The sequence below is a fragment of the Thermanaerosceptrum fracticalcis genome (assembly GCF_000746025.2).
Classification (GTDB): Bacteria; Bacillota; Peptococcia; order DRI-13; family DRI-13; genus Thermanaerosceptrum; species Thermanaerosceptrum fracticalcis.
This window is the reverse complement of sequence record NZ_CP045798.1, coordinates 2570853-2584712: the sequence shown is the minus strand read 5'-3', so window position 1 is coordinate 2584712 and position 13860 is coordinate 2570853. Positions and strand designations below refer to the sequence as shown.

Sequence of the window (13860 nt, the reverse complement as noted above, 5' to 3'; positions counted from 1 at the left end):
GGAGGTCTTTTAAGTTGGGGTTTTGCTGTTCCGGTACGCAGCTGTGTTTGTTCTCTTGAAATCTGAAATTTTGCAAATAGAAATATTGTATGATAGGGAAAATAAATAAGATGTCGAATAGGTGATATGTATACGGAAAGGGGACTGGAATGTCCCCAATTAAGTCGAAAGGGGGGCTAGGTTATTTTGAAAAAGTTTATTATCTTTTTCCTTTTCTTTTCACTGCTTTTTCCTATTAAACCGGCAGCTGCGGAAGTTTCCGGCCCCCTGAAAAAAGTACTTCTTATCTATGAAAAGAGGTTTTATTGGAATTCCAAGGAGGACATTGTAAAGGCCTTTGACCTTCTGCTCCATCATTTTCCGGTAAACACTACGATCATCAAAAGCCGTCAGTATGAAAGCGGTATGGCGGATGATTTTGATGCGGTGATTTATATACCTATGGAACTCACGGCCAGGGTACCCCAGAACCTCATCAATGATATCCATGCTTCCCCAACCCCTTTTCTCTGGATCGGGGAAAACTTTGACCAGTATTTGGCCACTTATCCAGGCAGCGGCCTTACTGCTTTAGGGAATTCCAGTGAATATAACCGGATCATTTATAAAAACAAAACCCTTAAAGATGAACGTAAAATAAACACCATCATTTTAAAAACCCCAAAAAACCATGCCCAAATACTGGCCTACCAGTCCAACGGCAAACAGCAAATACCTTTTGCTTTGCAGCTAAAAAATTTATGGTACATTGCCAAGCTTGATTTTCGGGAAAACAATGTGATTGTTACTGCCGATCTCCTTCACGATTTTCTAGGAGTTCATCACTCCCAGGCACCCCAGGCCTTTATTCGTATTGAAGATGTCCATCCCCTCCGTGACAGCATTAAACTTAAAGAGATTGCCGATTTTCTTGCTGAGGAGAAGGTTCCTTTCATGGTGGCCTTGGTTCCTGTCTATGTAAACAGCAAAGGGCAGAAGGTTACTATGGGGGATCGGCCGGAATTTGTGGAGGCCGTTAAATATATGGTCCAAAAAGGCGGCACCGTTATTCTCCATGGTTACACCCATCAAACCCATCAGGAGGAGACGGGGATAGGGTTCGAGTTCTGGGATAAGGAGAGAGATAAACCCCTTTTAACCAATAACAGCCTTTATGTCAAGAATCGCCTGGAATTGGCCATGCTGGAGTGCCTGTCCAACGGAATAACTCCTCTGGGCTTTGAACCACCCCATTATGGCATGTCACAGGAAGGTTATAAAGTATTACGGGAGAATTTCTCCACACTGGTAGCTGGTATTCAAACCAGTGATAGAGGCTTCTCCACCACAACTTTTCCCTGTCTCATTGGAGAAAACCCCTATATGAGCAGCGTAATTCCGGAGAATCTATCTTATATCAATCTGCAGAGCAAAGACCCTGTTTATCCTCTTCTCCAAAAAGCGGCCAGCATAACGGGAGTGAGAGATGGCGTAGCCGGAGCCTTCTTTCATCCCTATCTCGATCTTAAATATTTAAGACAGCTGGTCCACGGGTTAAAAGCCCAAGGGTATACTTTTATTGACTTAAAAAAAGGAGACCACTGGGTTAAGACCCAATACACCCGGGTTATTAATAAAGAGGGCCAGGTTGCTTTTGATTTTGAGAAACCTGCCTTATTGCCGGTAATTCCCACCGTGGATTTTGCGCCTGGTAATACTACCTTCTATATCAGTGTCGCTTTCATCAGTGCACTGGTGGTTGGGGGTTTGATGCTTTTTCAGGCTCAAAGGCGCAAAAAACTGGGGGTTACAGCTGGCAGGTCCACATAATGCCGTGATATAAGGTTCTATCTGGATAAAAGAAAAAGAGAGGCCGGTAGAGATATAACGGGCGAAGTTGGATTAGCAGATATTAAAAAAAGCCTGGACAAGCCAGCTTTCAGGTACCAGGACTATCACTTTTGTTTTTTCGCAAGCGATAAAGCAGATAGATGACTACCGCCAGCAAAAAGAAAAAAAGGGAATAGTTTTGGATAAAAGGGATAAGTTTTTTCACGATATCGATAAAATTCCGCCAGAACAGAAAATAAATAAGCATGCAAAAAAATAATGCCTTATTACTCACATAATGCACCTCTTCTTTCTTTTATTCTTCTCCCCGATATGTAAATCTCCTGCTCCAAATGGTAATTATTTACCAAAAAATAAAACACCGGATAGACCGGTGTTTTATTTACTAAACATAAACATCTTAGTAACTTAGATTTGGTAAAGAATATATTAAAAAAATATTCAAATAATATTCAGAAATCGGAAGTCGGGAAGCGGAAGTCGAGGGGTGTACCGGTGTTTCTCTACTCGGTAGCCATTTTTTGCGCCAGTACTGCTACGGAAGAATAAAGTGCCAAAGCGATAAGACCGTCTGCACCATGGTGTAAGGCTGTACCCACTCCAACCACAACACCTGCTTTATGGAGCGTAAAACCAAATAAGAGTACGATAAGAGCTTCGGAAAAAGCGTGTATAGGTAGTGTGGCCAGCAGGGCAGTACGGAAACTAAACCCTCGTTTTATCATGATAGCGCCCAGTACGGCAAAAATAATATGCATAGCTGCACGGGCACCGATGACGGGGCCCAGTTTAATCAAGAACCCCAAAGCTGAACCGGCAGCGACCATAAAAGCTACTTGGGGGCTGATGGTCATGGACAGCATGACTGGGACATGAGAGGCTATAGTAGCGCTGAAAGGCGGGATCACTACACCTAAAATTCCGCCAAAAGAAAGGGGAATGATTAAAGCTAAGGAGGTTAATAAACCGCCCCAGGCGATTTCTCTTGCGCGCATAAAACTCACCTCCCCTCCCCTGCCATTACACGTGTCTTGTCAGCTGTAATTATACAGAGGAGGTGACCTTTTGTCAATCAAGTGTGCAAAAATATATGTAAAAAACTAGTTAATTACCCGGTTACAAAACATTTTTTTTAAATTCTTCAATGCCAATGCGTTCAAGAAAGCGGGCAGTACGTTCCCTGTTTTTTGCGTGCTTACGGTAAAAATCCAAACATTTCTCTGCTAAAAGCAGGACTTCTTCCTTACTTAAATTTTCGGCGATAATATCCCCTGTGCGCGGGCGGAGTCCCGCATTGCCGCCAAAGACCACCGTCCAGCCTTTATCCCTTTTGGCGAAGGCGCCAAAGTCTCTGACCATAGATTCTCCACAACACAAGGGGCAGCCTGAGATGCCCATTTTCACTTTGGCCGGGAAGGGCTTTCCTTCAAAGCGGCGGTCAAGTTCAGCCGCCAGTTCCAGGGAGTCGTTAACCCCGAAGCGGCATACGCTGTTGCCGGGACAGGCCTGGATGAAGTGGTAACAAAGGCCCAGGGCATTACCTATTTTAAGGTTCAAATCAGCAACGACTTTCTCTATGTCTTTTTCCTTAATACCTACTAAAGCCAGGCGCTGCGCCGAGGTAATCTTTAAGATAGGTATCTGATATTTCCTGGCGACAGCGGCTATTTGCTCCAAATAATCGGCTGTTACCAGACCCATAGGTGTATGGGTTACGATGGCATACGTTTCGTTATCCCTCTGAATGATAGCACTGGGGTGTTGTTCACTCATGAAAAAAACCTCCTATTTTAGTTGTTAGTTGTTAGTTGTTAGTTGTTAGTTGTTAGTTGTTAGTTGTTAGTTGTTAGTTGTTAGTTGTTAGTTGGCAGAAATCCAGTTACCAGTTACTAGTAATTAGTGGTTTTTCGAATGTCGGAAGTCGGTAAGCGGTTGTCGGGCCGCGCAGCGGCATTTTCATTTGGCGGCATTACGCATAAGGATTTTGTTCCAGACATTTTCCCCATGTAAAAAGACTACGAAACAAATGAGTCCTATAACGGGTGAAAAACTGGCCAGAAAATAAATGGTTTTAAAGCCCAGGTATTCACTGAAACCACCCCATACGGAACCCAGGGTCACCCCAATATCAAAGGCCGCTGTAAACAAACCAAAGGCCGAGCCCCTGATTTCGCTGGGGGTCCGTAAGACCACCAGGGTACTAAGGGCGGGATATACAGCGCCGTACCCCAGACCGTAGATGATAGCTGCTATAATCAGCGTAATTAGGGAATAAGAACCTGAAACCAGCATTACGGCTAAAAAGATCAATAAGAGAGAAACGGCAATCAATGCTTCCTGGGTTAGTCTGTCCTGCCTTCCGGTAAAGAGGCGTGTTGCTACGACGGCCAGGGTATTAACGGTGAAAAACAGGCTGTACTGGGAGATGTTACGTTCCAAAGCCAAAAGCGGCAGCATCGTCATGATAGTCCCAAAGGTCAAAGTCACGGACAATAAAACCAGTGAACAGACCCACACCATGCGGTAGGTTAAGACCTGGCGAAAGGTAATGTCGCCAGGTTTAGAGGCCGGTTTAATTTCAGGCAAACGCCAGGTAACTAATAAAGCAGCAAAGGAAAATAATACGGTGATAGCAATGAGGGGGTATAAGCCCCAGACAGTGTGAACCAGTGTCCCCAGGGTAGGAGCCAGCCCCTTGGCTAAAATTAAGGCGATGCTGTGAATCCCTATGGCCTGTCCCACTTTCTCCAGGGGGACAGAAGTTGTAATAACAGTGGCAGAGGAAATGGTAAAGGCGCCAATGGTAAACCCGTAAAAAAGCTGAGCAATGCTCACAAGTACAAAAGAATGAGTCATATAGAAAAATGGGGTGATAAAATACAAAAGGATGGTCCATTTCATGATCTTCACAGGGCCCTTAAGGTCCGAGGCCTGTCCGGCCAGGGGACGCAAAAAGAGGGAGCTGGCCGAAAAGAGGCCCATGATAAGGCCAATCTTAAACTTAGAGCCTCCCATCCCTTGCATATAAAGGGGCAGTACAGGGAGCAAGAGGTAATAAGTACTGATAAAGAGAGTTGTAGCCGCCAGTGTATAAATAAAATGTTTTCTATTGCCTGTTGTAGAGTTCACGATAAACCACCTTACCGTATCCTAGAAAATTGTATACTCTATTTTAACAAAAAAACAACAATACAGGAAATGGCGGAAAAATTTATTTATTAAAAATATAACCTGTCTCTGTAATGAAGCTGTAATCCCGGGGATTACAGGGGCAGGGGAATGACTACCAGGTTATAGGGAAACATAGCATAAATATAACTTGTATAGAGGGTGCTGTCATGTCAAATAAAAGTGAGGATAAGCGGATTTTACTGGAATTTATTAGTACTTATTGCCGGCATCATCACCAGGGTGAGGATAAGAAGTTATTTGTGCTTGATGAACAGGAGATAAATATTTGTCCTGAGTGCTGTGAGTTAGCCGAATATGCAGTGCTGAGGAGAGAAAAATGCCCGAAGGACCCCAAACCGGCCTGTAAGGACTGTGATACCCAGTGCTATCACCCCAGGTTTAAAGAAAAAATCCGTCAGGTCATGCGTTATTCAGGATTATACTATATTAAACAAGGACGCCTGGATTATCTGGTGAAATATTTTAAGCGTAAGCTGTAACTGCCCGGTAAAAGAGGAAAGGAAGTATGTACGTACTTTTGTTGTCAGCAAAGCATAATCTTGATATAATTGCAAGCAATATACGTTTAATCGAGGTGATAGTCAGTGTATCAGCAGATGTTTTCCCGGGCAGTGGCCAATGCTACGGGAAATGTCATCAGGGAAATTCTCAAACTCACCCAGCAGCCGGATGTTATCTCTTTTGCCGGGGGCTTACCTTCTCCTGATGCCTTTCCCGGTGAAGAACTGCAGGAAATTGCTGCTCAAATAATTGGCAAATACAAAAATGAAGTGCTACAGTACGGTACCAGTGAAGGATATCTGCCTTTACGCCAGTTTGTAGCCGGCTGGGTAAAGGAGAAAGGAATTGAGGCCGAGGCTGCCGATGTTCTTATCATCTCCGGGTCCCAACAGGGGATTGATCTTTTAGGTAAAACCTTTATTAACCCCGGAGATGGTATACTCCTGGAGAATCCTACCTATCTGGCGGCGATCCAAATTTTTAATGTTTATCAGGGTAAATTCAACCTAGTGAATACCGATGAACAGGGGTTAATTCCCGCTTCCTTAAGGGCTGCAGCGGAAAAGAGCACGAATAAACTGGTCTATCTGGTGCCCACTTTCCAGAACCCCACCGGCACAACTTTGTCCTTGGCGCGGCGCCGGGAAATCGCCGGCATGTTGGAAGAACTGGGATTAGTCCTGGTAGAAGATGACCCTTATGGCGACCTGCGTTACAGCGGGGACCCTTTACCGGCAATCAAAGCCTATGATCAGCAAAACCGGGTGGTATATCTGGGGTCTTTTTCCAAGATTATTTCTCCGGGCTTGCGGGTTGGCTTTGCCATCGGGCCCAGAGAGATTCTTGGCAAAATGGTAATAGGCAAACAGACCACCGACGTACACACCAGCAATTTGTCCCAGATGATAATTTATGAGTTTTGCCGGCAGGGCCTATTGACGCCTCATATTGCAAGCGTCAGAGAAAAATATGGCCGCAAAAGAGATTTAATGCTGGAGTTACTGGATAAATATTTCCCGGAGGAAGTTACCTGGACTAAACCTGAGGGCGGACTCTTTATCTGGGCGGAACTTCCCCAGGGTGTTTCTTCCACAGAGCTTTTGCAGGAAGCCGTAAAAGAAAAGGTAGCCTTTATCCCAGGCGACTGTTTCTTCCCCGCAGGCGGTGGGGAGAATACTATTCGTCTTAACTTTTCTAATGCGAGCCCCGAGGAGATTGAAACAGGCATCAGCAGGCTGGGCAAAGTGATGAAAAAATACTTGACTTGCATACAGAAAAAATAAATTGGCATAAAACTTGCGGAAAATTATTATGTGTGTTAAAATACGATTAAACAAATTATCTATCGCGGGATGGAGCAGCTGGCAGCTCGTCGGGCTCATAACCCGAAGGTCGAAGGTTCAAATCCTTCTCCCGCAACCAAAGAATACTTCAGACCGGCTTTTCATGCCGGTTTTTTATCTTATTTGCCGCATTATCCTCGCCGTTGTCGGGTATGATATTATCCGGGAGGTGGGACATGAGTACTAAAATTTCACCTTTTCAGGTAGCGGCAACTTATATCGGTACCGTAGTAGGGGCCGGTTTTGCTTCGGGTCAGGAAGTTTTACAGTTTTTTGGTTATTTCGGACCCTGGGGTATAGCCGGGTTGTTCTTGGCGGGAATACTATTTTTCTATTTTGGCCAGATTATTTTGCGCCTTGGTCATGAATTGGAAGCCGATTCCCACGTCCCGGTCATTCACTATGCAGGAGGAAAATGGCTGGGTACACTCATTGACTACGTGATTACGTTTTTCTTATTTGGTGCCTTGACGGCCATGGTAGCAGGAGCCGGCTCCATCTTCTTCGAGCAGTTCCGTCTTTCCCCTCTTTGGGGTAACGCTCTCATGGTAGTGGCCACGTTGGTCACTGTCTTAGCAGGTATCAGCGGGGTAATCACTGCCATTAGTTTTGTGGTACCCCTTCTCCTGGCGGCTGTGCTAGGTATCTCCCTCTATACCCTGGCCGTAACGGGATTTGATAATATTACCCTTACGTCGGCTGGGACTCCCGCTGTCCCCCGCTGGCCTTTGGCAGCCATAGTATATGTCTCCTATAACCTGGTGATGGCTGTGGCCATTCTGGCGCCCATGGGGAAAGCGGCAGAGAAGCGTGTATTGCGCCAGGGTGCTTTGCTGGGCGGCCTGGGGTTAGGTGTGGGAGCTTTGGCTATCCTTCTGGCAGTACTGGCTACGCTGCCGGGATCTGCTAAGTTTTCCATCCCCATGATTTATGTTGCTGGTCAAATTTCACCGTGGGTGCAAACCATCTACAGCATCGTTCTCTTTGCCGAGGTCTATACCACGGCAGTCGGCAGTTTGTACGGCTTTGTTGTTCGCCTGGCCGAACCTGACAGTCCCCGCATCCCCTATATCGCTGTCGGCGCCAGTATCGGGGCCTTTGTGGCCAGCCAATTTGGCTTTACTAACCTGGTACGGGTTCTTTATCCGGCCGTAGGTTATGCCGGGCTCCTCATGCTGGCGGGACTTCTCTACAGGACATGGGGGGAAAGACTTGTGCCCCAGCCGGCTTTTCGTAAAAAGCCGGCGCAAAAAGAACAACCAGGCAAGGAAGAAGAGAACAAATAGAGCTACGACTTCATGTCGTAGCTCTATTTGTCAAGAAGTATATAATATAATATAGAAAACAGGCAGAAATATCCTTAGAGAAAAAGATGCAGGGAGGAGACCCTTGATGAAAGAAAGGGAGTTAGAGAGCTTAAGGGCACAGGTGGACACCTGCCGGCGCTGCAAACTGCGGGAGGGGTGCCGGTAGGTGGTTTTCGGCGAAGGTAATCCGGAGGCCAGATTGATGTTGATCGGCGAAGGGCCGGGAGCAGAGGAAGACAAACTGGGACGTCCTTTTGTGGGCAAAGCCGGCCAGCTCTTGGACAAGATCCTGGAGGCCTGCGGTTTTGAACGATTTACCCATACGTATATTGGCAATATTGTCAAATGCCGTCCCCCCCCGGAACCGTATTCCCACCGATGAAGAAAGACTCACTTGCAGGCCGTATTTACACCGGCAAATTGACATCATCATGCCTAAAATCATTGTCCTGTTGGGGGCCACTGCCCTGCAGGGGTTGATTGATCCCCAGGCCAAAATAACCAAGGCCCGGGGCAACTGGCTCATGTGGCAGGGCCTCTGGGTCATGCCCACTTATCATCCTGCCGCCCTCTTGCGGAATCCCCAGTTAAAGAGACCCACCTGGGAAGACTTCAAAAAAGTTGTGGCGAAATACCGGGAAATAGTGGATCCCCATCATTATTCCCCCAATTGCTGATCAATATTTTCAACATGGCAGCTTTCCTTTAGAAGCTGTCATATTTGCTTTTAAAAAAATATGTAGCAAAATTAACTTGCTTTTTACAAACGGGCAATTGTTCCTTAACCCAAGGCTTGTATGATGAAACACGTAAACAAAAACTAAGGAGGAATTGTTCAATGTTCAAGTCCCGTTCAGTGAAAGTCCTTGTCCTGGTCTTAGTACTGGTGATGGCCTTTACAGTAGTAGGCTGCGGCAAGAAAGAGGAGCCCCAAAAAGATGGCGCCCAGGGTAATCCTAACGAATTAAGCGGTACCGTTCAAATTGCCGGTTCTACTTCTGTCCAGCCCCTTTCCGAAGAATTAGCCAAAGAATTCATGAACAAGAACCCCAAAGTGAAAATCAACGTAGCCGGCGGTGGTTCCGGTGCCGGTATCAAGGCTGCTGCTGAAGGTACTGCTGACATCGGCGCCTCTTCCCGCGAGCTAAAAGCTGAAGAAAAAGCCAAAGTAAAAGAGTTTGTCATCGCTTTAGACGGAATCGCCGTAGTTGTCCACAAGGATAACAAAATTGCAGATTTGAAAAAAGAAGACATCAAGAAAATTTTCTTAGGTGAAATCACCGATTGGTCTCAAGTAGGCGGAGAAAAAGGCAAGATCCAGGTGTACACCCGTGAAGAAGGTTCCGGAACCCGCGGTGCTTTTGAGGAAATCGTTTTAGGTAAAGATGCTTCCGGTAAAGAATTAAAGATATTTGAAAAGGCTAATGTACAGAACTCTACCGGTGCTGTGAGAACGGCTGTAGCCGGTGACAAAAACGGTATTGGTTACATCTCCATAGGCTCTCTGAATGGAGACGTTAAAGCTGTAAAAGTTGACGGCGCAGAAGCTACTGAAGCCAACGTGAAAGCAGGAAGCTACAAAATCTCCCGTCCTTTTGTCTACATGACACAAAAAGATCCTGCCGGCGCCACCAAGGCTTATCTTGATTGGGTACTGAGCGCGGAAGGACAAGCCGTTGTCAAGAAACACTTTATCCCTGTGAAGTAATTGACCATAGATATGCAAAATACCGGGCCGTAAGCCATGGAGAGAACAAGGGTGGACTAATACACCCTTATTACTCTGACTGAACCCTAATGTTAAAAATAGGTTTGAGCCGTGTTAAAGGTGGTGTACCATGAAAAGGGCGCAGCGAGAAAAATATTATAAATTAATGCTCTTAGCCAGCGCTATGGTGGCGCTGGTGGTAATTGTCCTCATAGGCGGGTTTATTTTTAAAGAAGGGATGCCGGTTTTCGCGAAATACGGGCTGAGCAATGTCTTCTGGGGCCGTAAATGGCAGCCCAGCAGCCAGCTTTACGGTTTATGGCCCATGGTAGTGGGTACAGTTTACATCACTCTGGGTTCCCTTATGGTAGGCGTGCCCTTGGGGGTCTTGACCGCCATCTTTTTAGCGGAACTGGCACCCAAAAAATTAGTTTCCCTTGTGATCAGGCCGGCCATAGAACTCCTGGCAGGAATACCTTCCGTAGTGTATGGTTTATTCGGGATGACTACCATCGTACCCGTCATCAGGAAAATTGCCCGGAGTATTCCGGCTTATGCCGACGAACCAACCCTCTCCTCGGGATATGGCATCATTGCCGGGTCTATTATTCTTTCCATCATGATCCTGCCCACCGTCATCAATGTGGCGGAGGACGCCATCAGGAGTGTGCCCAGGGAATACAAAGAAGGGTCCCTGGCATTGGGAGCAACCCACTGGCAAACCATTTATCGTGTGATTGTACCCGCCGCCAGTTCGGGCATCATGGCGGGTGTAGTCCTGGGGATGGGCCGTGCCCTGGGGGAAACCATGGCCATTATCATGGTGGCGGGTAATGCCCCCATTGTGCCGGAATCCATCTTCTCCAGTGTACGAAGTCTCACAGGAAATATCGCCATCGAAATGGCCTACTCCTCGGGGGAACACACCCAGGCCCTTTTTGCTACGGGTATTATCCTCTTTGTTTTCATTATGATCATCAACTCCTTGGCCATGTTTCTGGCCAAAAAGGAGGTCGGATAATGGTGAGACCTCAGACTGCCCAAAAGCTTGCCGGGGCTCTTCTCTGGACGGCGGCCCTGCTTACCGTAGTAACCCTGGTAGTGATTTTAGGTTATATCTTTATGAACGGGATGCATAAAATAACCTGGGAATTCTTAACCACCGAACCGGAAAACATGGGAGCCAAGGGCGGAATTTACTCCACCATCATCAGTACCGTCATCTTTACTTTTGTGACCCTGCTTATTGCAGTTCCCATTGGCATTGCTGCGGCTGTCTATTTATCGGAATACACGAAAAAAAGCTGGGCTACTAAGATTATCAGATTCGGTACGGAGGCCCTGGGGGGTATCCCTTCCATTGTTTTTGGCTTATTTGGTTTTGCTTTCTTCGTTATTATCTTGAAGCCTATAACCGGGGGCTGGTCATTGGCTTCCGGGGCCCTTACCGGAGCCTGCATGATTTTTCCCACCCTGATTAGAACTACAGAAGAGGCTATAAAAGCCGTGCCTAACTCCTATCGTGAAGGAAGTTATGCCCTGGGTGCCACCAAATGGCAAACGGTGAGCCGTGTCGTTATTCCTACGGCCCTGCCCGGGATACTTACCGGGGTTATCCTGGGGATTGGCCGTATTGTCGGGGAGACGGCTGCTCTTCTTCTTACCCTGGGGGGAAGTCTCTATATACCTACTAAACTTACAGACCCGGCCAGTACCATGTCCATGCATCTTTATAAAGTGGCCATGGAGGTAGGTGCCATGGATATGGCTTTCGGCACAGCTTCGGTTTTGATCATCACTGTTTTTTTAATCAATATGAGCGCCAGCTGGATTATGCGCTTGATGAGAAAGAAGACAACGGCTTAAAGCAAGGGCTTTGGCCGTTTTTTTTTGCCTATTTTTACCCTTCAAAGCTAAATCTGGCTGGAATGCCAGAATTTCGCCGAAAAAGCTCAACTTAACGCCATTTATTTGTTATAATAATAAGTAATATTTTCCAAACAGCGGAGGAAGCATGAAGAAAATATTCTTAATTTTGTTGCTAATGCTCCTGGTCTTACCTGCCGTTCCCCTGTTTGCAGAACCCAATCTCGTAAGCCTTACCATCAATGAAGAACTGGTCCCCGGTCCTAATGACATTTATTTAACAGTAACCGGTATCCTTTCCAACGGCGTAACGCAGCAAATCAGGGAAGGTCTCAGCTGGAGCAGTTCGGACACTTCCATTGCCGAAGTTTCCTGGTCGGGACGTGTGCATTTTACCGGTAAGGGAGGACCCGTGACGATTACTGTTTTTAAAAATGGTGTGAGCGGTAAAAAGACTGTAACCGTTAATCCCTGGCCGGAAAGTATTGATATTGAGACAACTTTAGTTTATAGTGAAAATCCCTATCGTTTGCTGGTCAAAGGCCGTTTTAGCGATGGGGAGACCCGCTATTTTGGCCCCCATGACGGTGTGCAGTGGCACAGTTCCAACCCCTGGGTGGCCTGGGTCAACAGTCAGGGGGTTGTGACCTTTAGCGGGGAAGAAGGATATGTGTCCATAAAAGCCACCGTAGGAAAATATTCTGATTCGGTAAATACTACTGTGTCGGAAAGTGAAAAGGATAACAAGTGGCGGAAAGGAATTAAGATTAAAGAGGATATTAAATACTCGTCTACGCCCCAAAAACTAACCCTTGTAGCTGTGATGACCGATGAGACGGAAGAAGAAATACCTGCCGGCGGTGCCGACTGGTCCTCCAGTAATTCGGAGATTGCTGTGGTGGACAGTGAAGGAACCATCAAATTTACAGGTAAACCCGGTTTTACGAAGATAACTGTATCTTATGGGGGATACAGCTACGAAAAACTGGTCTCGGTAGAGCGTTTCCTGGAGAAGGTCACCATTAATGAAAGCCTTAATTACACACCGTCCTGGGAAAAAGTACCCCTTCCCCTCACTGTCACGGCCCGCTACAATGATGGCTCCGAATTTATTCAATCAACAGGTCTTACCTGGTCCACGGACAATATAAAAGTGGCTGCAGTCTCAGAAAGCGGCGTCCTGACTTTCACAGGAGAGCCGGGAAAAGTTACGGTAAAGGTGAGTGGCAAGGGGTTTGACAACAAAAGCATAGAAGATGCTGTGACGGTAGAAGTAAAGGCTTACGAAAAACCTGTTCCCCAGCGTCTCTTCATGGATTTGAATCCTTTTCCCTCCAGTGAACCTTTAACGCCCCGGGCTTTCTGTATTTATTCCGACGGCAGCATCCGGGATGTCACGACGCTTGCCAACTGGTTTAGTTCCACACCGGAAACAGCCAGTGTCTACAAAGGACAGATTTATATTACTCCCAACCCCGGACCTGTGAAAGTAGGTGTTACTTACGGGGGGCTGTCCGATGAGGCCAGCGGGTATGTAGACCTGCTCCCGGGAAATAAAGCCCGAATTTATCAGTTGCGGATCAAGGAGCGTGGGCTTGCTTTTACCTATAAGCCTGTAAAACTTACGGGGCTTGCCCTCGCGGGTGACGGGTCAGCAAAGGACGTTACCGGGAAGCTCAAGTGGCGCTCCAGTCAACCTCTGGTGGCCAGGGTATCGCAAAGTGGTGTGGTAACTTTCACAGGGCGTACCGGCAAAACTAAAATCATCGCCGAGGGTTATGGCTTAAGGGATGAAATATTGCTGGAAGTCACACCCGCCGAGACTTTACCGAGAGTAGAAAAAATTGAAATTACGGGAGACCTGTCAAGATGGGCAAACCCGTTAAAGGCCACTGCCGTCTATAATAACGGAACAAGTAAAGATGTTTCCAGGGAAGCTGTTTGGAATACCAGCAACAGGAATGTGGCTGTGGTGGCTGCGGACGGCACGGTGATGTTTCTTAAAGGACCTGCACCGGTAGTCATCAAGGCGAGTTTCGGGGGGGTGGAGGCAAGCATAAGCAGAAAATAGAACTGCCGCTCTAGACAAATCAGGACCAGAGTAACTCTATTT

13 protein-coding genes and 1 tRNA gene are annotated in these 13860 nt (G+C 46.7%); 11 read left to right on the top strand and 3 right to left on the bottom strand.

Annotated elements, in window-relative coordinates; translation table 11 throughout:
• Positions 1-186: 186 nt before the first annotated feature.
• Positions 187-1809: a polysaccharide deacetylase family protein gene (locus BR63_RS13145; RefSeq protein WP_034422638.1), complete on the top strand. Its 1623-nt coding sequence runs from the start codon at positions 187-189 to the stop codon at positions 1807-1809.
• Between the two features lie 524 nt (positions 1810-2333).
• Here the strand turns inward: BR63_RS13145 and BR63_RS13135 are convergent.
• From BR63_RS13135 to BR63_RS13125, 3 genes are all read right to left on the bottom strand, one after another.
• Positions 2334-2825 (bottom strand): hypothetical protein, encoded by a 492-nt coding sequence (locus BR63_RS13135; protein WP_034422641.1) that lies wholly within the window; start codon positions 2823-2825, stop codon positions 2334-2336.
• A 121-nt stretch (positions 2826-2946) separates the two neighbouring features.
• Positions 2947-3603 carry a nitrite/sulfite reductase domain-containing protein gene (locus BR63_RS13130; RefSeq protein WP_034422643.1) on the bottom strand — a complete coding sequence of 219 codons (657 nt, stop codon included), beginning with the start codon at positions 3601-3603 and terminating at the stop codon, positions 2947-2949.
• 183 nt (positions 3604-3786) lie between these two features.
• Positions 3787-4959 (bottom strand): MFS transporter, encoded by a 1173-nt coding sequence (locus BR63_RS13125; protein WP_034422644.1) that lies wholly within the window; start codon positions 4957-4959, stop codon positions 3787-3789.
• 209 nt (positions 4960-5168) lie between these two features.
• Between BR63_RS13125 and BR63_RS13120 the strand changes: the two genes are divergently transcribed.
• The 10 genes from BR63_RS13120 to BR63_RS13080 all read left to right on the top strand — a co-directional run bounded on the left by BR63_RS13120 (position 5169) and on the right by BR63_RS13080 (position 13818).
• Positions 5169-5501 (top strand): nitrous oxide-stimulated promoter family protein, encoded by a 333-nt coding sequence (locus tag BR63_RS13120; protein ID WP_034422646.1) that lies wholly within the window; start codon positions 5169-5171, stop codon positions 5499-5501.
• 105 nt (positions 5502-5606) lie between these two features.
• Positions 5607-6806 carry an aminotransferase-like domain-containing protein gene (locus BR63_RS13115; RefSeq protein ID WP_243269985.1) on the top strand — a complete coding sequence of 400 codons (1200 nt, stop codon included), beginning with the start codon at positions 5607-5609 and terminating at the stop codon, positions 6804-6806.
• A 63-nt stretch (positions 6807-6869) separates the two neighbouring features.
• Positions 6870-6945: transfer RNA gene (locus tag BR63_RS13110), tRNA-Met, on the top strand.
• 97 nt (positions 6946-7042) lie between these two features.
• Positions 7043-8152 carry a YkvI family membrane protein gene (locus BR63_RS13105; protein WP_034422648.1) on the top strand — a complete coding sequence of 370 codons (1110 nt, stop codon included), beginning with the start codon at positions 7043-7045 and terminating at the stop codon, positions 8150-8152.
• A gap of 187 nt (positions 8153-8339) precedes the next feature.
• Complete coding sequence (locus BR63_RS19865; RefSeq protein ID WP_338055984.1) at positions 8340-8555, top strand: uracil-DNA glycosylase; 216 nt, start codon at positions 8340-8342, stop codon at positions 8553-8555.
• Positions 8479-8850, top strand: a complete 372-nt coding sequence (locus BR63_RS19860) for a uracil-DNA glycosylase (protein WP_338055983.1) — start codon at positions 8479-8481, stop codon at positions 8848-8850. The genes BR63_RS19865 and BR63_RS19860 overlap by 77 nt, the downstream gene beginning before the upstream one ends.
• Positions 8851-9011: 161 nt before the next feature.
• A complete protein-coding gene (locus BR63_RS13095) occupies positions 9012-9881 on the top strand; it encodes a phosphate ABC transporter substrate-binding protein (protein WP_034422651.1) in 870 nt (289 codons plus the stop codon).
• A gap of 130 nt (positions 9882-10011) precedes the next feature.
• A complete protein-coding gene (gene pstC, locus BR63_RS13090; RefSeq protein ID WP_034422653.1) occupies positions 10012-10902 on the top strand; it encodes a phosphate ABC transporter permease subunit PstC in 891 nt (296 codons plus the stop codon).
• The gene (pstA, locus tag BR63_RS13085; protein WP_034422654.1) at positions 10902-11747 is read left to right on the top strand and encodes a phosphate ABC transporter permease PstA; all 846 of its coding nucleotides are present in this window, start codon (positions 10902-10904) and stop codon (positions 11745-11747) included. Before pstC ends, pstA begins: the two co-directional genes overlap by 1 nt.
• Positions 11748-11895: 148 nt before the next feature.
• Positions 11896-13818, top strand: coding sequence for an Ig-like domain-containing protein (locus BR63_RS13080; RefSeq protein ID WP_034422656.1), 1923 nt, complete (start codon positions 11896-11898; stop codon positions 13816-13818).
• Positions 13819-13860 lie beyond the last annotated feature (42 nt).

Bases quoted from the DNA above. Each gene is read 5' to 3' on its own strand.
- BR63_RS13135 (WP_034422641.1), bottom strand. From the start codon at position 2,825: ATGCGCGCAAGAGAAATCGCCTGGGGCGGTTTATTAACCTCCTTAGCT.
- BR63_RS13130 (WP_034422643.1), bottom strand. From the start codon at position 3,603: ATGAGTGAACAACACCCCAGTGCTATCATTCAGAGGGATAACGAAACG.
- BR63_RS13120 (WP_034422646.1), top strand. From the start codon at position 5,169: ATGTCAAATAAAAGTGAGGATAAGCGGATTTTACTGGAATTTATTAGT.
- BR63_RS13105 (WP_034422648.1), top strand. From the start codon at position 7,043: ATGAGTACTAAAATTTCACCTTTTCAGGTAGCGGCAACTTATATCGGT.
- BR63_RS13095 (WP_034422651.1), top strand. From the start codon at position 9,012: ATGTTCAAGTCCCGTTCAGTGAAAGTCCTTGTCCTGGTCTTAGTACTG.
- pstC (WP_034422653.1), top strand. From the start codon at position 10,012: ATGAAAAGGGCGCAGCGAGAAAAATATTATAAATTAATGCTCTTAGCC.
- pstA (WP_034422654.1), top strand. From the start codon at position 10,902: ATGGTGAGACCTCAGACTGCCCAAAAGCTTGCCGGGGCTCTTCTCTGG.
- BR63_RS13080 (WP_034422656.1), top strand. From the start codon at position 11,896: ATGAAGAAAATATTCTTAATTTTGTTGCTAATGCTCCTGGTCTTACCT.